Raw genomic sequence first — 22,523 nt, 5'->3', positions numbered from 1 at the left:
GCCCGTGGTGGCGCGGCAATCGTCCTGAACTGTAAGTGATTGCCAACGCGTGAAGCAGTCTGTCATCGTACTAAGCGAACTCCAGGATGATCGCCGTCGATGAATTGCACGCCGGCGGCCTCAAGAGCGCGCCTGACAGCCGCCAGATTGTTGATTGACGGAATACGACGGCCTTTTTCGAAATCACGAATTGTACTCTCGCTCAAATTGGACCGAGCAGCCAATTCAGCCTGAGACCAGTCGAGCAAACCACGAGCCGCCCGAGATTGATCGGGAGTCATTCAACCGCCATTTCATGGGAACACGATTTTCGTTTAACAGCCACGAAAAGCGTTGACATCCGCGATTATAAACGCTAACCGTGTAAAATTATCGGTTTCCGTGTACCGACCTGAAAAAATGCGTGATTGCGCCAAAGGCACCACCCCCGAGGAAGCTGCCGGAGACCTAGACGCTCCTTTGGTCGCCTTCGAAAAGCAGTTCTTGGCGTTGGTAGCTGAACTCGATCGTGACGGTGAAAACCTAAAGCAGTCCGACGAGTACCTGACGGCGCGGGATGAGGCCCTCCTGGCCCGCCTTGATCCCGTTGAACGAGCCATCATGGGGACCCCCGCCTATACGATGACGGGCTTGAGTGTGAAGGCCCGTCACTTGGCCTACGTTCTGTCGGAGTACTGGGAAGCCCCAATCGATCAAATAGGTTGGGAAGGACGAGCGGTGCGTCTGCTCGTTGAAGCGATATGCAACGTCGCAAGCACGCCCTTAAGCATCCGAAAGCCACAAGTCGGAAAACAGCAGACGGAAGGTGGCCATAGAGATCCCAACGGGTGAGCGTGACGATTGAGCGGCTCCTCACTCAGTCGAGGGTTCAATGCGCTGGAGGGACTCCCTACCAACCGAGCAAATTCGCAAGCAAGTTCAACAAAGCACAATGTCTAGGCGTCACCGGTGTCTCGTGTTGGTGATACATCAAAATTGGTATAGCGACAATTATCGCCTCTGGACAGCCAAGTCAGGACGCAGCTTGCACAAGTTTCGACCTAACCTCTGCCCCCCGATTAGCCATCAATAGTAGCTAGTCCGGTGCGGTCGCGTCGGGCGCGGAAATCGATGCCCGTTTTACTTCTGAACCGACGAAGATGCGGCGCGGGAACGGATGACGCGCGAAGGAACCACAACGAGACGTCTGCCGTGCGAATGCTGACCTGTCGTCGCTCGGCACTCAGCCCCAAAAAACCCTATCTGTCATCGCTGACGAAGGCCGCAAAGAGCGGAAGACCGGCCGGCGGCGACCTTGGATACGACATAGTTTAACGCGCTCTGCAGCACCTACAATCCAGCTCTCGACCGACGCAGCGGTCACCGGCATTGGTCAAATACCTAGCATCACTGGCACTGGGGACACATTCTGTAAAAGCCGACCGCGCTCTTTATCGAATTCTCCAGGCTTTGAAGAGCTCGAAGCGTTGCGCCACCAGCTTGCGGCTGAACCGATACCTCAACGCCTACTCCACTTGTCTGGACTCCTACTGTCTTTGTCACCAGGACACCCACGCCCGCTTGTCCGCCACCTGCCAAAACGAAGCCCTCCGCCTGCCCTCCTACCGCGCCCGGCCCCGCGTGTAGAGCAGCGCCCACACCAAGACCGGCGCCGTATTGGTCTCCGACTTTAAAGCCCGAGACCGCAAGTCCCCCGTCATACTCAACCGCGTAGATGTTCTCTGCGGCTCCGTTTTGAGTAATCACTCCCGCTGTGGCACTCCCGGATTCGGCACCCACGGTAAAACCGTCAATACTGAACATGCCTATTTTAGCATTCAGATGGAAGTAGCTATCGTCGGCCCACCGTTGCTCAAGATCGTGAGCGATACCATTCATGAGCTGCGAATAGGCTCCCGTAATAGCGCCGTCTTCGAATTTCCCACCGCCAATCACGCTGGCTGTACCACCGATGGCCGCGGCGGTTACCGTCTCGGCAGCCACATTGTTCTCGCTTTCGACAATTGGGGAGAATGCCTTGGTTGCAGCCGCGGAGCCGAAGCCCGACCAGAAGTTACCTCCTTGCATGCTGGCCTGGAGTCCTCCAACCACACCGTGTCCCAACGTGCCGACTGCGAGACCTGCGGCCTGTGAACCTGAGGCTTGCGCAACACTCATGCCCAGGCTTCCGGCCCCATAGAAGGCTGCTCCCACTGCTGCTCCAATGATCGCGCCACGCAATATGTCGTTGATGTCACCCCCGTACAACGCAGCGTTCAATCCACCAGAAATCGCCCCAGCAAGAATTGCACCGCCAATCCCCCCAGTTGCAACCGTGATCACCGCTGCGACGGCGATCACCACCACGGTCTTCCAATTACGCTCCAGCCAATGCCAAGCCTGTTCAAACGGTCTGGCGATTGCGCGACCAACCGATTTGATCCCCTCCCACAAATCACCGAAGAAACCAAACCCAGATGGATCGACGAGACGCAGAGGGTTATTCAACACGTAGCTATAACGATCGTAATTCTGCGAATAAAGCGGAGATTGAATTTGCGGATCAGCTGAGAGAAATCGAGCGATCGTTGGATCGTAAACCCGACCATTCATGTGAATGAGGTCAAGATTGTCGAGGTGTTCGTGGCCGGTAAACCCTCGATGGAACGTTCCGCTTATATGTTCAGATACTGATCCAAGCGTCTTCGCGCTCTGGAGAGGCGAACAACTGCGATTCGGGGCCTGAAGACCCGAACCGCCAAGTGCGCACTTCTTCCCCCAAGGGTCGTAAGCAAAGGCACTTTCGACGACGCCCCGCTTGTCAGTTATCCGAGTGATCGATCCCAACTGATCCTTGGTGATGTAGTGAACGGTGGTAGTGAGATCTGCGATCTTATCGAATTGCGCCTTCGACCCAATTAGATTCGGAGGGAACGAACTACCGTATGGAGAAAACGCTGTGGCTTCCTCGAGAATTGCCACTAACCCAGTATCTGCCGACACATAGATCCGATCACGAGTTACATCGGGGTGGCCACTGACAGAGAAATACTCTACGATTCGCTCAAAAGCGCCGATTGTGGTGGTTTCGGTGTACATCGCGTGGTCGCGAGCGCGGATTAGATATCGCGTGCCATCAGGGGAATATTCGAATGACGACCACGCATCGTTCGATCGATACGCCTCGGTCATGAGGTTCGAAGAGTCGTAGGTGAAGTGGCCCTTGGGGCCAAAATCCATATTACCGTTGCCGTCATAGGTGAAATATTGCCGTTGACCCTCCTTTGTAGTGATGCTCTTTACCCCGCTGAACGGACCATTTCCCGTGTAGTCGAAAGTGCCCATATCAGATTTGAATTTTATGCGCCCGGCATCGTCATAGCTGTAAGTGGCCGCAGTCTTTTTGTTTACCTTCCAGCCATCCAATCGATAGAGCGGATCGTATGTGAATTCCTCTATAACGCCCGACGTATGCTCGGTCTTGTCCTTAAGATTACCTGCGAGATCGTAATTGAGTGACAGGTGAGAGACGTGCGACCCGTCTTCCCGCGTCGCTTCCATTTCCTTTTCATATCCGGCTTCTTCGCTGAAAACGTGTTTCGTCTTGACGCCATTTCCGAATGTTTCCAGCTTCACCCGCCCGTATTGGTCGCGCTCGTCTGATTTCCAAACCGCCGTGCGGCTTCCGAACAGAGCATTTTTAGGAGTTTTCGCGGAGATGGTCGCGAGAAAGCCGAGCGAGTCATAGTCGTTGAAGGTCGTGTATCCGCCAGGGTAATAGACCTCCTTAACGCGGCTGTTCGCATCGTAGACCAGCGAGATCCCATAGAGCTGTCGGCCCACTCGACTGGCTTTCTGCGTTACGCGACCGCTTGAATCGTAGGTGTACGTTTCCTCGTAGCCGTTTGAGCCGACGACGAATGCAAGACGTCCAATCGCAAACGGACCCACGTCATACGTGTAGGTCGCTTGCTTGTCGGGACCTCGCCGGCTCAGCGGTCGCCCCAAGACATCGTACTGGATAATTGTGGTCTGCCCTCGTGCATCACGCTGCCAGACAATCTTTCCGAAGGCGTCATACTGATACTGCCAGTGACCTAAATCAGGGTCGACTGTTTCTGTGCGATTGCCAATCCGGTCGTAGCAAAGCTCGACTGTACGGCCCCCAGGGCTAACTGTCTTAATTAGTCGATCGGCCGCACCAAATGTAAAATCGACGACGCCGCCCTTGGCATCAATCGTTCGCACCACCCTTCCTTTGAGGTCCTTAACAACCCTTGACGTGGTGGTCGACGGCGCCCCGTTTGACGGAGCTCGGACCAATTCCGTGACTGTCGAAACCAGGCCCGCGTAGGTGGAAATCGTATAGCCGCCATTGGGACGATTGACTTGGACAGGTCTGTTTAGGATGTCATAGGTTGTCTTCGATGCGAAAACTGCATCGCCTTCGAAATATGGGAGGGTCGTTGTGATCTGTCGACCTTGAGCGTCGTATTCATAGTCCGTGAACACCCGCCTATTGCCGAACCCAACGCTTACAGTTCTCAGGGTTCTGCCTGCGAGATCAAGCCAGAGTTGCTTGGATGGCAAGTGCTCGATGGTCGCAGTCACCTTCACAGCCACGGGTACACCGAAGACGCTCTCGCCTGCCCCAAACTCCCGAACCGTTCGCTTGACGAGACCGCTTGGATTAACGCTCCTCAGTTCCTGACCGAAGGCGTCATAGCTGGTACTACCGGACGTGCCATTTGCGTCCGTAATCCTCGTGACGAGACCCAGGATCGGGCCTAGTACGCGGGTGCTGCGATAACCTAAGGCATTGGTTTCGGCGACAACCAGTCGCCCAAGCGGGTCGAATTCGACGGAGCTGGTGCGGCTCTTCTCCTCTGCTGCGGATCGTACGGTGCTATCCACGTTTCCGAAGCCGTCGTGGTGATACTCCGTCGTCACTGAGAGCGGGTCGCCGACATTCGATGTATCACCGGTCAAAACGCCAGTGAGCTTATCGTATCGAAACTCTGCCGATCTGGAGAGGTACTCCGCCTCGGGAACACCGCTCGCGTCTGCAGATAGGTCCTTGCATTTTAAGGTCACGTTCTTTGTCGCATGCGTGACGTTTGCGCGCGTCAAGCGACCCAGAAACCACGTTCGCAAATCAAAATTCTGCGCAGCCGGAAGATACTCGTTGTGAGTGAACATCCAGCTGTCATCACCGTACACGACGCAGCTGTCGACCAGATTGCTGTACGCGTCAAAGGTATCGGTCTCTGCAGTCCGACCGATTACCACGCCGGTTAGATCTCGGTTTTCGGAGCGAGTTGATGCAAGTACAACCCGTGCCATCCGACCGCCACCGGGCGTCGCAATCACCTCATAAGAGTTTTCTGTCACCGACAAGTTGACGCCGCCGTAGCTCGAGGTCTCTCGCCTGTTACGGCCATTCCGGTAATAGTCTTGATACAGGTCGACGCGCTCCTCAATGTTTGCAACAGAGTTGACGAAGCTTGTTGCGAAACGGGTGGCGAAGCCGAGAACGGAGCCAGAGATCACGTCGAAACGAAAGCCGGCGTATCGGTACGACGTGTCGAGGCGTTTGCCCGGGCCATCGACAACAGAGAGCCTTGAAACCGCGTACATAGTCGGTACGTGGCTGATCACCGGGTATTCTGAGATAGGACTCGGCTCGTAGAAACGCGTTCCGGCGCCCTCATTTTCGCGTAGAGTCAGCAACGACCGGTAAGCGAATTCAATCCGTTGGCCGGTGCCGCTGGTGAGCGCCAGCATGGTGTCCGCGCGACTTCCCACGTTGAGATAGGCAGCTTTCTGAACCGCGCCGTCCTTGTCCTTCCAACTCCTTAGGAGGTCAGGGAGTCCGTTGCCGTCCACGTCGACAAGCCGCACGCCGAGATCAGCGCCAGTGTTATCCACAAAGGCCTCGGGGGGCGCAAACGAGTCCACCCTCGCGCTCCAACCGCGGCCGGTGTTGAGAAATGCGCCCTTGGCATCCGGTCTTGCAAAAGCAATGTCAACTAAACCATCACCATTGAGATCCAGGAGACGGTAGCTCGAACTCTTGTCCGAGGTCGACAGCGCTTCAACCGGAAGTTGATAAGACTTCGCGGCCGGATCACTGGCATCTAGCCATCCGGGCCCCCTATTTAGATAAACCCCATAAGCATTGTTCCCGCCCACCCGGTGGCCAGGCACGATGTCGACGAGCCCATCGCCGTTAATATCAATGAAATCCGTCTGCGCGCCTTTGTCCGTAAGATCGATGTCAAACGCGATTGGCGGCAGCAGATTTTGGGCAAGAGGTGCCCATCCCTTGCCCGTATTGAGAAATGCGCCTGCACAGTTCCCACTCTCGGGAATTTTCGGCGGTATTTTCGGAAGAGGCTTCTCGGGAGTGCTCTTTGGATCGTCAATCGGAACGTTAAGGCACCCCCTATCGATCTCTTTGAACATGGTCGGACTGAAGTGATACCAGAATACAACATCGAGCAGCCCGTCCCCGTTGAGATCCATTAACTGGACTCGGAGATCGCGATAGTATGCAGATCCTGCACCCGGCGTCTCGAACGCCACGTCATAGACATATCTCGACACAAAGGGTACGGGCGGGACAAAGCGTCCGCTGGTATCCTGCACCCAGCCGGAGCCAGTGTTGAGGTAGGCGGCACGATGAATCGAACCATCCGCTTCTCGTCGGGCCACAACAAGATCCACTCTCCCGTCGCCATTGACGTCGAGAAAGCGAGTGCCTAGGTCACCAAGGTTCTCAGCAGAGAAGTCCTCCGGCGGAGCGTATGAAAGAGCGGGATCCTCGACCCAGACATTGGCTGGATTACTCGGAGCGTTTCTGCGAAAGATATGTTGCCCTGCGTACGCATATAGGTAGTCGGGCACGCCATCGCCCGTGACATCGATTACCATGCCTGCGATACCCGCCTTACTGCGGCTCATCGGGTACCCAGTTGGCAGAGACAAGCGCGGATCGTCGACCCAGCCTCTTGCGGTATTCAGTTTCGAGGCGGTGGTCGCGACCCCATTTTCATCGATGTGATACCCAAGGAGATCAGCCAGCCCGTCACCATTAAGATCCACGAACTGTAATGGGACCGCATCTTTCTTGTCTTGAGCGAAGGCGATCAATGGGACGAACTGATCGAACCGTTTCCACCCGGGATTCTGGTTAAGGAGGGCAAACGTCGGCCGATCTTGCGCGATCGGCAATAAGATCAGATCTGTATTGCCAGATTGCTGAAGCGCACTCGGAAAAATAATGTATGCGCCACCAATCCGGGCTTCCGGCGGGGCGAGATAGTCGAATGTGGCGTCGTGCGTCCACTTTGACAAAGCAGAATCATACTTGAAAGCAGCTATATCTGCAGTGGGAGAGTCGGCGAGCTGTATCAGCACCTCTTCGCTGGCGTTCCCGACGATGTTTGCCGGGTATACTCCGGCGACCTTACTGCCGAACGAGGTCAGGTCGATGCTCGCCCGCGTCGCGGGAGGTAGGTTAGCCCCCGCTGCAGCTGGCCAGTTGACATCAAGCACCCCGTCGTTGTTGTCCTTTGAGATTTTGAGAACGAGGTGATTGCAAGCGCCGATGTGAACCTTAGTCGCCGAAGCCAGCCGTCCGTCGAATTTTTCGATCCCCCGCGACTCGAGAATGATCGCTCCCCCCGACTCATTGAACCTTGCGACCTCAACCGTGCCAGCAGCCGTATCAAGGATCAGCACGTCGTCTTGCCCGTCGCAATCGACGTCGCTCAGCAGAATTGATAACGTCGATTTGGGCGGGGTGATAAGCTTACGCGTGACTGCTTCTGCGACCCATTGGCCAGCCTGATAGGACCAAAGGTTGGTGGTGCCGTCTCCTACCAACGACGTCATCAAGCGCGAGGACCCATCCTTCTTTTTTACCGCGATCACCTGCGCTTGGGCTTGCCCATTCACCACAAGCGGCATCGGAAACGCGAACTGAGGGGCCTTCTCCCACTTGGCGCCGTTGGCTAACCGGTAGGCCTTCTCGTCGGCGCCGACTGGCTGACGTGTTATCAAAAGGTCCTTGTACCCGTCGCCATCGACATCGAAAAAGATGGTTCCCGCGTCTGTTTCTGCCGGACCTGAGACAGCGGTAGGAAGCGCAAGATCCGTCTTTGCTATCCACTTTCCGGCTTCGAGCTTGTACGTCGACGCGATCAGCCGACCGCCAAGATTTGCCGAATATAGGATTTCGCTTTTCCCGTCGCCGTCCAGATCAACGAAGCGATAACCGCTGCCCAATGAGGCAGAAACTGAGAAGCCCTCGGGAATCTCATAGTCGGGCTGCTTCTGCCACGTCGGGTTCGGATCAAGGTATTCGAACGTCGTGGGACGATGTCGGAGGTCGCCAGTCCCTAAGTCAGCCCCGGTCTCCGCAATGCTTTCTATCCGCCGACTTCCAAAGCGGCCCGTCTCTTTGTAGTGAATCTCATAGAGCCGGTACCGCTTGTTTTGAATTCGCGATTCGATCGAGTTCAGCACCAACGACCGTTCGATGCGTTGCCCTCCAACGAACGAAACCGACGAATCAATCTCGCTGTAAGTGAACTCGACCGTTGCATAGGGAGCGAGGTGCTGCTGAGCATTCTCGGAGTATTCGACCTTCTCGAGCCCCCAATCGCCCTTTCCGTTCTCTCGATAGCGGAAAATAATGGCATTACCGAATGTGTCTTCAATTCGATCGCAAGCCCATACCAAAACGCCACCGTCAGCGGCCTTGATACGAGTTCGATAGTACATTCGCAAACCGGCCTTGGTACGAACGATGAAGCTCAAACCCTCGGCATTTTTAACCACCTCGACACGGCTCTGATCATCGACCACCTTTGCGAGAAAGCCGCCCCCTTCTGGCGCGGGGACGAGCCGTGCGCCATCCAACGTGAAGGCATCTCTATCGGAGAACTCCACGGGCCCTGGCAGGCCGTCCAAGAACGAAGTCCGACCGCTGCGCGTAATGGACGAAACGCCCATCAGGCTCCAACCCAGACCCAGCGAACTTGGCCCCGCTCCACTGTCGTAGGAGAGGAACAGCTTTGGCGTCATTCCAGCCGTGCCCACAGGAACCACAATCGGAATGTTGTATTGCGCGGCCCCAGACAACGACACAGTGGCGTTGCCGGCTAGGGCGCCCGGGGTCTCCTCCGCGCGAGCGGAAGTTAGGGATGGGCATGTGAGAAAAAAGATTGCTGCCCACGCCGCCAATGCTGCAAACGCAGCAAAGTGAGCCCGCCGAGCCATGTCCCCCTCCATGAACTACAGGTTGTCACACACTTTCATACGGCTGCAGGATAGGCAAGAGGTGCATGTATCGTCATGCACTCTTCGCTCAGTTCAGGGCCAGCGGCAGCAACTTGAGCCGATATTGAGTTGCGGGCCAGAACAAACTTCAAACTGGATTATGCCGGAGAGGCAAGGTCACCAGAATTCAGCTAGGCCAGCCCGGCCGCAGGACGGCAATAAACTGCCTCGACCTACGCCCTTCCAACAAGCGCAGACGGGCGTATCGCATACTGCGCGGTGGCGAGCGCCGGGATTAGCTCCTCGATGTGGTGCAACGCCGTACCGAGCAACTCACCGATACAGAGCGCGCAGGTTAGAGGTAGGACGACACTGGTCTGTGCCCTAGACGGGAAAGTGGTTATGACGTTTTCGTGGTAGATAGACGAGGACATTCCACCGTGCCCCCACGCGGCTTCGCGACGGCCTCGCGCTCTTTCAGCGCCGCATGATCCGCTCTTCCGTGAACGGCTTCCGCTTCATCTGTCCGTCCTTCGTCAGAGCGGCCCCTAAGAGATTCTTAGGAGAGTCAGCCTTTGCACAAGCTTTGTAGCATCTGCCTCGTTTTTCGCAACGCGACAACGCGCAAGGAGCAAGCAAATTGGACTTCAACGAAAATGTTGGCTCTTGGCTTGCTGACGAATCTGTTGCTTTCGCCTCGTTAGCTCGTCCATCGTGCTCTTGAGCCGCGCCAAGAGCTGATCCCGGTTGAGTTCATCAAGATGTTTCTCAAGTACCTTTAAGTCGTTCATACGACGGTCCAAGATATCCACGGCTCCCAGGTCAGCTTCCGGACGATCGACGGCGTCGGCGGCCCACGTTCGGATACTGGTCAAACCTAGATCAACGATCCACGTCTCAGTTACGTGGCACCTAAACGCATCCATAGTGGCATTAAATACATTGATTCTGTCGCCACGACGATCGTAACATCGATCGGCCATGTTCACGTACGCCTGCGCCGCGGCACGACACCGTGCACGCACGTCTGGCAACCTATCGCCCGCCCGTTGCTGCTGAATTACAGCGCTCGCGGTCGTCATCGCATCTTGGAAGAGATCCCTGGCTCGAGTCAGATCGTCCCTTCCCGCAGCCTGCCTGGCGATTTCTAACTTCGCATCCAACACCATTACGGCAGATCCGCTGCGGATTTCTGGCGGCGGAATCTTCGCGGCAAGGTCAATGATTCCGTTCCAATCTTTGAGCAAGAGCTTCGCGTCCAGCCAGAAGGGTATCAACTCGGGCCGCCCGCAACCGAGTCGAAACGCCTGCACAAAAGCCTTGTCCGCCTCCTCGGGTTTCGCAGGAGTGATCTTCAAATAGCACTGCCCGACGATGCAGCTGAGGTCACCGCTTTTTGGATTCTCTTTCCTCGATTGCAGAGCTGAAAATAGTGCTGCGTCGTATTCATCGGCTTTCCAAAGAGCGAGGACTGACGCGATCGATATCGCGACTCTATCTTTGACCTTGGGAACTTGTGAACGCGTTCTAGCGCATTCCCTTTCAATTCGGGCTGGATCAACAAGCCGTACCCGCAAAATATCGTTCATGAGCCTAATTGGCTCCGGCACTTCCAACTTGGTGCCCGTAACGGGATCCCCGCCACTCGCGTAGAGGTGAAACTCTCGAAGACGAGAAAGATCGTGAGTTATCTGATCATCATCGACCTGCAACACCTGCTTGAGCTCTAGCTGCGTCGTTTCGCCTAGCGCCGACAGCGCGAAGAGAGTTCTTGCCTGCGATTCAGTCAGCTGCTCCAGCTCTCGTTCAAAGGCGAACTTGCGGACCTGCTCGCCTTGCTTACCCTTCCACTGCTGGATCGCCATATTTATGTCGGCTCCGAGAGAAACCAAACGCAATATTGACGCACAGAAAACCGGCGATCCTAGTGAGGCTTTGAACAACCTAGATACCACACCGTCATCTAGCTTTAGCCCACGCTCCCCGGCAACCATTCGCGCATATTCTGCAAATTCGTTCTCTTCAAAGCCACCCAGCGGTATCAATTGGCTTTCACCCGCGCCTAGGTCCAAGCGTGAAGTGACGAGAAATCGACTTCCCTTCTCGAATGATCGGCCTGACAGTATCTGAATCATTGCGAAGAGATCAGATTGCTTCTCCTTCAATGTATCAATGTCGTCAACTACAACGAGAGACGGGAAATGGTTGAGCCCGTCTAGCACTAAGTCCAGGAGCTCGTCATTATCGTCCGCCTCAGCGATCTCGTTGTCCATGACGCCAAGCTCGGACGCAATAGCGCGCAAAAATCCATCAACGCTCTCGAAATCGGTTCGGGTCACCCCCACATAGTTGCCTTGGATCGCAGAAAACGCCTGCTTCTTCGCAGTAAGCCAAACGAGCTTTGACATCCAGGCTGGAGGATCGGATAACAAGTGAAGACAGAACTCGTACGCGATTGCCGTTTTGCCCGTGCCTCCTAGGGCAGTCATCACCTTCAACGGTGTATGCCGATCGGTCAACCAGCTCCAAAGCTTTAGAAAATATTCGGTTCTGCCCACAAACCTAATTAGATTCGGATCCTTAGGAGGGAGATTGTTCTCAATTCGCGGGAATTCGGGGACGTCGGAAGAAAGTCTGCGCCTTGAGCACACAAACTGCAATCCTTGCAGATCGTTTTGTACCGGTAGGCAAGCGTCTCCTATGCGCGCAAGAATCTCACCTTTCCTGAACGCCGACTTGCCCTGCCGTTCGGGCGCTCCCTTTGTCATGCGGACAACGGGGCTGTTACTGCCCCGCATGGGCACTAACAGCAGGCCCAGGGTCTTTCCCGCCACGGTCAGTTTGCGGAATTTACAGGCGAATTTTCCCCGAGTGTATGCCGAGACTTGCTCGTTGAATTTTTCAAGGGTGAATTCGGCGGTGTCGAGTTCGTCGCAGCCGATGATTGGCGCGGGAGCGTGCTGATCAACCCCCGAAATGATATAGCCGCCGAATGAGTTGTGAAATGCGACAACGTCCTTAATGAGTTCAGCTATCGCAGCGTTGGCTGCAGTCTTCTCTTCAGTAGATCCTCTGCCCGATGTGTTCGGTAACTTCCGCTTGTAATCCCAGAGAGAGCTCTCCCATGAGAGCGGCTTGTTTCCGGGCAAAATGAAGTTCAGGACCACGCCGTCCAAGCATTCATCAAGAACGAAGCGATGGAGTTCTACTTCAGCTTTTCGTCCGGTAATAAAATCGTCCGTCATCTCTTGCTTCAACTTATCTTGTCTCCAAGGGTCGATACCCGAAAATCGTCTTCTACAAAATTCCATTCATGGTTGCATTTCGTGCCAGACTAATCAAATTAAAACATTTGTGCCTTGCAACATGCCCCGATCTCAGGGCTTGCTCATAAGCGCGCTTCCGAACACTTGCGAAGCCGAGCTCCAAGGTTCATGGAATTGAGCGCTCAGTCGATACCTTCGCACCTGGGTTATTGCTATCACCGTTGTGCCAATGCATGGCACGTTCTTGGGTGGCGCGACGATGGTCACTTCGATAAGCGTCGGCCGCGAGATTACCCCAAGTGTACTACATTTCCTCGACCCGGCTCTGTGCCCGCTCTGTTTCTACCAGCCGAGACCAAAGTCGCCGTCTTACCGAATTGACTACTCACCTAGTGTCCTGAGTCACAAGTTCGCAATCGTAGATTGGCGTTGGATCCGCGTCGCTGTGCCAGAGATGGCGGCTACACAGCGAGGGAGGATCCGACGGTGGCCGAGCGACTTGCGCCCCTAATTTTGAGCGATGTTGAGCGTGCTGAACTTCAGTCGCTGACGATGCGGCAAAAGACGGCGCAGGCGCTGGCTCTGAGAGCCCGGATCGTGCTGACCTGCGCGGAAGGCGGTCAGAACAAGGAAGTGGCGGCCAAGCTGGGGGCTCAGGCAAAAAAGTCAATCGATGCAGGTGGGATACGCGCCCAACCGCCGGCAACTGATTGACGAGCTTTGATTTCTAGATCATTCGGCGAGATCGCCGTGTTCACTCCGCCCCGCTTGTGTAAACTCCGCCTTAGAGAGAATATGTGCTTTACCCCAATGAGATAGCCGCGGGCGGCCCGCGAAGTGTCAGCACCCCAGGGGCATAGGGTGTGAGAAGACCCTTACTTCATTCTCCTGGCTTTCGGCTGCAAGTTTGCGCGGAAGCAGGTTTGCTGGTCACCGATTTGGCCAAGACCCGTATCGCGCAATGAGCTTGCCTAGAGACGAAACGGCAAAGTCAGAATGAATCAGCGCGCCCGCTGTGAACTCCGGCAGCGAGCAGCAGCGCCACAGCCATCGGATCAAGGACGGCGACGAGCGCCAGCGTGAGCAGCCGGACCGCTCTCTCGAAGTCCGTGGCGGGTATGCCAATCAGCTCGGCGAGATATCGTATCGGTCCGACCTCGGCCTCGGCACGCCTGCGTTGCGCGTCAATCTTGGCCTTTTCGATCTGTAGACTAGCGAGAGCCTGGGACTCACGTTGGCGTTCCGCCGCGATGTCGGCGCGTTCGCGACGCCTCTGGTCAGCAATCGTCATCGCACCGACCGGCCGGCCAAGGCGCGTCGCCTCGTCGATGGCCGCGTCGATCTGGGCAATGCGCCGGTCAATGTCGGTGATCACTCGGCTCTGCATCCCGAGGCGGGCCTCGACGTCTGCGGTTCTGTCGGCAAGAGCGAGATCTACGGATGCCATATGGTCGAGGTGAGCGCGGGTGAGAAAGCCGAATACGCCAACGGCGTTCAGGCCCATCAACACGCCAATCATCAGGACCAGGACGAACCTCAGGAAGGACGGCGCAGACGTCCAATGCTCAGTCAGCCAGGCCGCCGCCACGAGCTTTCCGGCCTCCAGCACGGCGCCCATGATGATGACAGGCCAGAAGGCTCCGGCAAAGATCGCGGTCAGGCCGTCGATGGAAAAGGCAGCCGATACACAAGCCAACGCCAGAGCGACAATCAAAGCAGCGAGCTTGACGCGTGTCGGAGAACCATGGGCTTTCTCCGTTGCAGACATTCCTGCGACGCCGGCCGCGTCCGTAACGCTGGCGGTACCATCCGTAACGGTCGGTGTTACGGTCCCCGTTACAATGATCGCTTCAGCGTTACGGCTGATCAGGCCGGCGCGCTCCCAGGCTTTCAGGCGACGACTGGTCCGCATCCTATTCCAGCCCCATTGGCGTCCGAGCTCAGCGGCGCTGACCGTCACGTGTCCCTCGGGCTGGGAGCGCAGCCAAGCCAGCGCCTCCCTGTCATCAAATGGATGGGGCGGAACGGACTCGGTCATGATCAGATGTTGCTCCTTGCGTCTCGGCCCCGCGATCGGAGGCGCGCGAAAGGCCGGCTGCTCCAGAACGATGACGCTGACCTCATTGGCCTGAACGGGGAGCTGCCGGCCCAGACCAGGATCGGTCACCCCTCCTGCTCGCCCCGTGGAGAGAATACGGAGGGGCCCTGCGCGTAGCGGTGCGGATGGCGGGCGATTTTCTGCCGCCGCTTGGCGAAAGCGGATCAAGCCTCGCGAGCCCTGCCCTGCGTGCAGGTGTCCCGCAAAGGTGGCATTTTCGAAGTCAGAGCGGAACGGCCGAATTGCGCGACGTCGCACGCTATGGCCCTCCGCTTAACGGCCACTATGCGCGGTTGCTGCCGAACTGCCGCCGATCGACACTCGATCTGAGCCATCCGTATTGGCGACTTGCGCGCGGCTTTAACACCGATCTTCCTCGACGTTGGACCGGTCCGTGTCGAATTGATGCCGTCGGGCAGTCCGACTTTCCATCTCGGATCTCCAGACGAATAGCATCGCCGATGCAGTTCGATCACTCTGGTTTCTGTCGATAGATCGCTAAGACCCTGCGCTCGGATGCCGATGGTCTGACCGGAGCCGCGGCAAAGATGCTGTCTGAGACTCACTACTCGTGTAGCTACCACGCGGTGTCTGAGCGCAGTTCAGCCTGGGATTGGAGAGGAGCGAGCAGAGGGCGAGTTCGACGGCAAGATAAAAGCGCCTCTCCGCGGCGTAGACTCGGCGGTCGTAAGTTTTTGAGGTTACTTATCGCAGCACGGCACTGCTCCAACACTCATAGTGTTGCTAGAGGAAGAAAGACCTGAGAGATCAATGTCCCGAATGGCACTAATCGCAGCTTAGCGAACTAGGTCGCAGAATTGGGACATACCTAGCCATGCGCGCATGGAAGGCTGCTACAGGGCTAACGGAGCCCGTCAAGGCTCGCCCTAAGCGCGCGGCGAAGCCGCTGACGGGCCTTGACCGGATTGCGGCTGGCCCGGACCTTTTCCTTCGAGGCGCCAATGGCTTCTTGTGAGCGGGGCTGCACTGATCACAACGCGAAGCAGTCCCGCGGGTCAGCTTTCCCATGAAGAACAGAAACGATCCAGGTCGATCCGAGGCGACACGATTAACCCAAAGCCGACGTTTGCGGCCGCATCAGCGGATTATCCGCTTTTGACCCAAAGCCGATCAGCGGCAGCATCCCCGGCGAAAGACTGGTTTTGGTCCAGAGACATCCGCACTTTGTTCAACGGCTCCTTAGCCCACGCGGACGGTATAGAGAAATTTTGGCGAATTAGACCAGCAATCGGTTACTATCACCAGACGATACTGAGCAGCTGCTTCCACACGCTATAGCCGCAACTCGCGAAGGCACTCTGCCAGCGAATGACGCACCCCAGCCTGTTCTAATCAATCCAGTTGCTGAATGTATTTGCAACGCTGGACCGAGCATATGCGCGATCAGAATTGCGATCTGTCTGGGCATCGCTGAGAGGACAAACAACCTGCGCCCGCGCTTCGTTGGTCGCGGATAGACGAGCTGTACGACGGGCTTGGCGTACGAAGGCCATAATCCTTCGCGCGCCCCGAGGTTGATGCATCCTGCGCTGACCCATCAGCACACAACCCGCCGTCTTCATTAGCGTCGCTAGGCCTCGAATAAGTTGATCCGTTTTGCGTCGATTACCGGTCGGCAGACTCGATGAACGCGGCCACCTCCCGCGGATGAGACAGCATCACTGCGTGGCTGCTATTTATTTCTTCCACTCGCGCACCGCTTCGCTTAGCCATCTTTCTCTGTGAACTGGGGGTTATCATGCGGTCCTGAGACGGGATCAGGAAGGAACTCGGCTTTGCCTTCCAGCCCACTTTTGTGGTCTTGGCTTCGACGGCTTTCAGTCCCCATGGCACTTGCGCGGCCGCCATGAACTCAGTCAGCGCCGCAGGGGAATCCGCCGCAAAGGAAGTCGGGAACTTCACGGGATCGACCAGCAGGTAACCGTCTTGCGGCGGCAGCAGGGGCGCCTTCGCCTCGCCAGGCTCTGCCGGCCAGTCATTCAGGGATGCGGCAGATTCGCCAGCGTCCGGCGCAAAGGCCGCGATGTAAGCCAGGCTCTTGACCTTCGGATTGTCGCCAGCCTGTGTGATCACCATGCCGCCATACGAGTGGCCAACCAGCACAACAGGGTATTTGGCTGCTGCGATCACGGCTTCCGTGGCGGCGACGTCACCCTCGAGCGTGATGGTCGGATTCTGGACCACCAGCACTTCGTATCCGCCCTTTTTAAGGAGATCGTATACCGCTTGCCAGCCTGAGCCATCGACAAACGCGCCGTGCACAAGGACGACCGATGTCGTTTTCTGTTGCTGAGCTCCCGCGGAGTTCGACGTGATAGCGAGCGCGCACATTGCCAGCAGAGATGCCAAATAGTTCACAGGAATTCCTTTCGTGTTGTGGGGCGTCGTGATAGATCGGCTACCTTTAAGTTCGTGCGAAAGTCTTGCGTCAGGGCCGTTCATTCGTTCGGTCGAGGAAGTCGCTGATCAGCGGCGCCATCACGTCGAGTTGGTCCTCAAGTGCGAAGTGACCGGTGTCGAGGATGTGTAACTCGGCGTCTGGCAAGTCGCGCAAATAGGAATGTGCGCCGGCTTCAGCGAAGACCTTGTCGTTCTTGCCCCAGAGGATTAGAGCGGGCGGCTTCCTTTCGCGGAAAAACGCTTGGAACGCCGGATAAAGCGGGATATTGGTCGCGTGGTCGTAGAGCAGGTCGAGCTGAATGTCCTTATTGCCGGGACGATCCAGCAGCGCTTGGTCTTGCACCCAATTGTCAGGACTTATGCGCGTCAGATCGCGGACGCCATCGGTGTATAGGAATTTAGTCGCGCGGAGAGAGACGAGGGATGAAAGCGCATTCCTCCGCTCCTCCGTTCCTTCCCTCCAATACGCCTTGATCGGGTCCCAAGCTTCCCGCAATCCTTCTTCGTAAGCGTTGCCGTTCTGGATGATGAGGGCAGTCACGCGCTCCGGATGCTTGAGGGCGAGGCGATAGCCGACCGGTGCGCCGTAATCCATGACGTACATGGTGTAGCGTTTCGCTCCGAGTTGATTCAGCAAGGCGTCGATCATCTCGGCATAGTTCGCAAAACTATAGGAAAAGCGGTTGCGATCCGGCGCATCGCTTTGCCCGAAGCCGGGGTAATCCGGCGCGATGATACGGTATCGGTGGGCTAGATTCGGAATCAGATTGCGGAACATGTGTGAGGACGTCGGAAAGCCGTGCAGAAGGAGAACGACGGGCCCATCTGCTGGCCCAGCTTCGCGGTAGAACACGTTCACGCCGCTGATGGCGGCCGTGCGGTAATGAACGGTTAAATCACCTACGCTGCCGCCGGGCATTGGCCCGCAACGATGAGCGGGCGTTGCCCCCGGTCCACATGCAGAAGCCGTGGACCTCCCGAGCGATGGATGTGCGCTTACAATGGTTAAGGCGATGAGAGTCGCGCAAGAAAGGCGCATGGCAACTCCTTTATACGGTACGTCGTTCCTCAAACCCGATTATCTCACGTCTACGGATTCCGCGATTACTGCCGTACGTTCGGCCAGTTCGGGAACCCTGGCCAAGTAGGCCTGGTAATGTTGCGAGGCGCGATGTGCTTCGACCGCAGTGATATCTCGGTAGAGCTCATCAAGGACGTAACGATGATCGTTCGAAGTGTCGCGCCAAACGTCCCAACGCAGATTACCGGGCTCTGCCCTGCAATGCGGCGCAAGGCCGACCAGAAGTTCTCTCAGCTCATCGCTTTTGCCGGGGTGAGCAACCAGAAGAGCAGTAATCTTCGACGGCATCGCGATCGACCAAAACTTTTCAGAGTGACTGCTGGCTTCAGTTCAGCCAGGCGATGTTCGGCTGCCTGTCTTATAATTTTCTCAGTGCTGCCAGCAGCTCTTTTGCCAGGCGCCCGGCTGAGGCGGGATTCTGGCCGGTGATGAGACGTCCATCGACGACAACGTGAGGTTCCCAGTTTGCCACGGACGTATATTCGGCGCCCTCTGCCCGCAGGGCGTCCTCAAGTTCGTAGGGAACATCTTCGCGCGCGTAGTCGTACTCTTCCTTCTTCGAGAACGAAGTCAGCTTCTTGCCCTGCACGAATGGCTTGCCATCGCCAAGGTCCACCCCGAGAAGCGCGCACGGACCGTGACAAACGGCCGTCACGAATTTTCCCGTGCTCCAGGCGCGCACGACTGCATTTTGAACGATGGGGTTACGCTGGATGTCGACCATCGGCCCGAGCCCGCCGGGCACGAGAATGGCATCAAAATCCGCAGCATCCACCTCGGCAAGTTTGCGGCTGCGATTGAGGCGGCGAAAAGCCTTGCTTTCAAGAAAGGCCTTTTCCGCAGGATCTTTCTCGTCGTAGGCATCGTAGGGCGTCCATCCGCCTCTCAAGGAAGCGAACTCAACGGCGATGCCTGCCTTGTCAAGAACATCGAACGGATGCGCGACCTCGGCGAAAAAGAAGCCCGTCTTACGATTTTGCGGGCCGATCACCGCTGCGTTGCTGACGATAAACAGGACGTGTTGAGTCATGATTCGTTTCCTGGAGGTATCCATAAAGTCGAAGAGCGCCGCAACGACACTACCCGCGCGGCCCAGAACCGTATTTCCGAATCCTGCGGGATCATGAGCAATCCCTGCGGTACTCCGCATCGGAACGATCGGCATTCACCTCGATCTGGCCGCAGCACAACTCGCGATACTGCCCCGGCGTAAGGCTTGCGGCCTTGCGGAAGACGCGCGTGAAGTTTGCTTGCGAGCCAAAACCGAACTCCAGGGCGATTTCGACCAGCGACAGTCGGTTGCGCGCGAGCTCGTGCCGCGCAGCCTGGACGCGCCGATCGGTCACGTATCGGTGCGGTGACAATCCCGTCGCCTCGCGAAACAGCCGGGAGAAATGATAGGGGCTGAGACAGGCCTGAGCCGCCAGATCCTCGAGTCTGATTTCGTCTCCCAGAGACGACTCGATATAATCGAGCACGCGCTGCAGGCGCCGTGGATCGAGCGACGGAGACCTGTCGGGCGCACGCCAGCGGTCGATCGTATAGTTGCCCAGGAGATGCGCTGCAAGCGCGACTTGAATTCCCTCCACGAACAGCGCGTCAGTCGACTGGCGCGGACGATGAAGCAGATCCCGAAGCGGCGAGCAGATGTGGAAGAGCACCTGGTCCGTCAGACCGTGGGCGTAGGCGATCTCGATCCTTGCCGGATCGATATTGAAGTCCGCAAGCGCGCTCTGGTCCAGCAGCGCCGGCGGGAGGTAGAGGTGAAGACACTCCATCCGGTCCGAAAGCTCGAGATGGCTCTCCTGCGTCCCGACCGGAACGAGGTAGCTCATGCCGGGGCGCGCGAGGCTTTTCTGGACTTCACCGTTGCCGGTGCGACACACCATCCCGCCGCCGGACAGTAGCATTACCAGTTCGGTGCAGATAGGCACCGGCGTCGCCTGGCGCCCCGCTTCGAACTTGCGATGTTCGATGCTCAGCCCTGGCCAATCGTTGGCCGCCGCGAGCTTCTCGCTGTTCTGGTACTTCTGATCTCCATGAGTCACGAGTGCCATCACGACCTCCGCAAGTTGCGGCGAATCCCGGCCCCGTATCGCAAGAGAGCGATCATTCCATCCGGTAAATGAGTGCAGCCCCGGCCCGCTGCCACGCCGATCCTGAATTTCTCACAAGGACCGATAGCGAAGTCCAGAGGCGGCACGGTTAAAAGAAGTAAAAGGCAAGCAAAGCAAAAGGTTGGAGCACGCGCACCGCCGCTTCGAAAGCTGCTCTCATCGAAGATGAGCAAGATGCGTCCATCGTCGCGCAGGAATCGGGAATACCGCAACTTCTCAGCTGCGCTAATGAAGCTCATCAAACGGCAATGTCGCCGTATCAAGGATCGGAGCCTGCTATGAAGCCGCTTATTTCCGCGCTTGTTGCAATGTCGATCGCAACGGCCGTCCCCGCGGTGGCCGCCGAGAAGACCGTTTCCATCGTCCTTGTCCACGGCGCTTTCGTCGACGGCTCGGGCTGGAAGGACACCTACGACATTCTCTCGAATGCGGGCTATGAAGTGCTCGTCGTCCAGCAGCCGACGATCTCGCTTCGTGACGATGTCGCGGAGACCGAACGCGTGATCGCCAAGGCGCGGCATCCGGTCATCCTCGTCGGACATTCCTATGGTGGCATGGTCATCACGGAGGCCGGCGACAATCCGAAGGTTCAGAGCCTTGTCTATCTCGCGGCATATGCTCCCGACGCCGGAGAGTCTGTCAGCACGCTGTCGGAAGGCTCAGTGCCCGCCGGCGAGCAAAAGGGTCCGCTCGTCGTCGAAGGCAACTTTATCTTCGTCGACCGCGACAAATTCCCGACCTCTTTCGCCGGCGGCGTCGACGCTGCGACCGCGCGCTTCATGGCTGCGGCGCAATTGCCGTTTGGATTGCAGGCGGTGCAGTCCAAGGTCGACCGCGTGGCCTGGAAGACCAAGCCGACCTATTACATGGTCACGATGGAGGATCACATTATCCCGCCGACCTGGCTGCGCACCATGGCCAAGCGCTCGGGCGCGAAGGTGACGGAGATCAAAAGCGGCCACGCGGTGATGCTGTCGCATCCGCGCGAGGTCGCGGCCTTCATCAGAAGCGCGGATACCTCCGCGACCGAATGAGACGGGCGGCGCCGCGCACGGGCGGACTTGCCTGTCGCAGACGAGGACACGCAACATGGCCCTCAAGAATATTCTGCCGGGAAGATTGGGCTTCGGCGCGGCGCCGCTCGGCAACATGTTTCGCGACATCCCGGAGCAGGAAGCGCTCGCGACGGTGAGTGCGGCCTGGGACGACGGCATCCGCTATTTCGACACCGCGCCCTTCTATGGCGCGGGTCTTGCCGAGATCCGCATGGGCGCCGCGCTCGCCGACCGGCCGCGAAGCGATTATGTCGTCAGCACCAAGGTCGGAAGATTGATCCTGGACGAGATCGAGGATGTCGGCGCCCGCGACCTCGGCGAGAAGGGGGATGTGTTCAAATACGGGCGTCCGAACAAGATTGTGAACGACTATTCCGAAGACGCGACGCTGCGCTCGATCGAAGACAGTCTGAAGCGGCTCGCGACCTCCCACATCGACATCGCCTTCGTGCATGACGTGGCGCAGGACTTCTACGGCGACGAATGGCTTTCGGTGTTCGAAAGCGCACGCAAGGGGGCGTTCAAGGCGCTCGACCGGCTACGCGACGAAGGCGTGATCAAGGCGTGGGGCCTCGGCGTCAACCGGGTCGAGCCGATCGAACTGCTGCTGGCGCTGGAAGAGCCGCGCCCCGACGGCTTCCTTCTCGCGGGCCGCTACACGCTGCTCGACCATGCGAGGGCGCTTCAGCGTGTGATCCCGATGGTTGCGGAGCATGAGCTCGCGATTGTCGTCGGCGGCCCCTACAGTTCGGGCGCGCTCGTCGGCGGCCCGAATTTTGAATATGCGCCGGCGCCCCCGGAAATCATCGACAAGGTGGGGAGGATCAAGGCAATCGCCGACCGCTACGGCATCAGCATGAAGGCGGCGGGCCTCCAGTTCGTGCTGGCTAACCCGGTGGTGGCTGCCGTCATTCCCGGCGCGAGCCGTCCAGGCCGCATTGCCGAGGATCGCGCCGCGCTCGAGGAAGTCGTCCCCGTCGATTTCTGGCGCGAGCTGCGCTCGCAGGCGCTCGTCAACTCCGCAGCTCCGCTCCCCGGTTGAAGTGGGTGTGAGAGGGTGGTTCGCCGAGGTTCCGACCAATGAAGCGTCGAGATTGTGAGCACAGCGGTTCTTCGCAAGCCAAAAAAATAGCCACACCCGCGTGGTTTTGCGCAGCGGTCGTGAAAGTCAGAACGGCTCACTTCAACAAGTTTGCAGTGCATGATAATACCAAGCGATCT

Annotated in this window: 13 protein-coding genes; 4 read left to right on the top strand and 9 right to left on the bottom strand. The window is 57.5% G+C overall.

The window, feature by feature from the left end; genetic code table 11:
- Positions 1-62: 62 nt before the first annotated feature.
- Positions 63-281 carry a multiprotein-bridging factor 1 family protein gene (locus QW861_RS17140; protein ID WP_042340407.1) on the bottom strand — a complete coding sequence of 73 codons (219 nt, stop codon included), beginning with the start codon at positions 279-281 and terminating at the stop codon, positions 63-65.
- A 52-nt stretch (positions 282-333) separates the two neighbouring features.
- Here QW861_RS17140 and QW861_RS17135 point away from each other — a divergent pair, with 52 nt between their 5' ends.
- Positions 334-831 carry a hypothetical protein gene (locus QW861_RS17135; protein WP_315752248.1) on the top strand — a complete coding sequence of 166 codons (498 nt, stop codon included), beginning with the start codon at positions 334-336 and terminating at the stop codon, positions 829-831.
- A gap of 555 nt (positions 832-1,386) precedes the next feature.
- Here the strand turns inward: QW861_RS17135 and QW861_RS17130 are convergent.
- Entirely contained in the window at positions 1,387-9,264 is a 7,878-nt protein-coding gene (locus QW861_RS17130) for an RHS repeat-associated core domain-containing protein (protein ID WP_315752249.1), read from the bottom strand.
- A gap of 647 nt (positions 9,265-9,911) precedes the next feature.
- A complete protein-coding gene (locus QW861_RS17125; RefSeq protein WP_315752250.1) occupies positions 9,912-12,509 on the bottom strand; it encodes an ATP-binding protein in 2,598 nt (865 codons plus the stop codon).
- 507 nt (positions 12,510-13,016) lie between these two features.
- On the opposite strand from QW861_RS17125, the gene QW861_RS17120 reads away from it, so the two are divergent.
- Complete coding sequence (locus tag QW861_RS17120) at positions 13,017-13,244, top strand: hypothetical protein (protein WP_315752251.1); 228 nt, start codon at positions 13,017-13,019, stop codon at positions 13,242-13,244.
- 277 nt (positions 13,245-13,521) lie between these two features.
- Here the strand turns inward: QW861_RS17120 and QW861_RS17115 are convergent, their stop codons facing one another.
- The 6 genes from QW861_RS17115 to QW861_RS17090 all read right to left on the bottom strand — a co-directional run bounded on the left by QW861_RS17115 (position 13,522) and on the right by QW861_RS17090 (position 20,187).
- On the bottom strand, positions 13,522-14,697 hold the full coding sequence (locus QW861_RS17115; protein ID WP_315752252.1) for a hypothetical protein: 1,176 nt from the start codon (positions 14,695-14,697) through the stop codon (positions 13,522-13,524).
- A gap of 1,557 nt (positions 14,698-16,254) precedes the next feature.
- The gene (locus QW861_RS17110; protein ID WP_042340409.1) at positions 16,255-16,980 is read right to left on the bottom strand and encodes an alpha/beta hydrolase; all 726 of its coding nucleotides are present in this window, start codon (positions 16,978-16,980) and stop codon (positions 16,255-16,257) included.
- A 97-nt stretch (positions 16,981-17,077) separates the two neighbouring features.
- Positions 17,078-17,968: an alpha/beta fold hydrolase gene (locus QW861_RS17105; protein ID WP_015669963.1), complete on the bottom strand. Its 891-nt coding sequence runs from the start codon at positions 17,966-17,968 to the stop codon at positions 17,078-17,080.
- A 159-nt stretch (positions 17,969-18,127) separates the two neighbouring features.
- Entirely contained in the window at positions 18,128-18,418 is a 291-nt protein-coding gene (locus QW861_RS17100; RefSeq protein ID WP_315706373.1) for a putative quinol monooxygenase, read from the bottom strand.
- Between the two features lie 70 nt (positions 18,419-18,488).
- Positions 18,489-19,160 (bottom strand): type 1 glutamine amidotransferase domain-containing protein, encoded by a 672-nt coding sequence (locus QW861_RS17095; protein ID WP_015669964.1) that lies wholly within the window; start codon positions 19,158-19,160, stop codon positions 18,489-18,491.
- A gap of 91 nt (positions 19,161-19,251) precedes the next feature.
- Entirely contained in the window at positions 19,252-20,187 is a 936-nt protein-coding gene (locus tag QW861_RS17090) for a helix-turn-helix domain-containing protein (protein ID WP_015669965.1), read from the bottom strand.
- 338 nt (positions 20,188-20,525) lie between these two features.
- Here QW861_RS17090 and QW861_RS17085 point away from each other — a divergent pair, with 338 nt between their 5' ends.
- Both QW861_RS17085 and QW861_RS17080 read left to right on the top strand, forming a co-directional pair.
- Positions 20,526-21,281, top strand: a complete 756-nt coding sequence (locus QW861_RS17085) for an alpha/beta fold hydrolase (protein WP_015669966.1) — start codon at positions 20,526-20,528, stop codon at positions 21,279-21,281.
- Positions 21,282-21,336: 55 nt separating this feature from the next.
- Positions 21,337-22,344, top strand: a complete 1,008-nt coding sequence (locus tag QW861_RS17080; RefSeq protein ID WP_015669967.1) for an aldo/keto reductase — start codon at positions 21,337-21,339, stop codon at positions 22,342-22,344.
- The last annotated feature ends 179 nt before the right edge of the window (positions 22,345-22,523 follow it).

It is taken from the genome of Bradyrhizobium sp. SZCCHNRI1029 (assembly GCF_032487555.1).
Lineage (GTDB): Bacteria > Pseudomonadota > Alphaproteobacteria > Rhizobiales > Xanthobacteraceae > Bradyrhizobium.
Note: the sequence above shows the minus strand (reverse complement) of the source record. Positions and strands in the feature narration are given on the sequence as shown.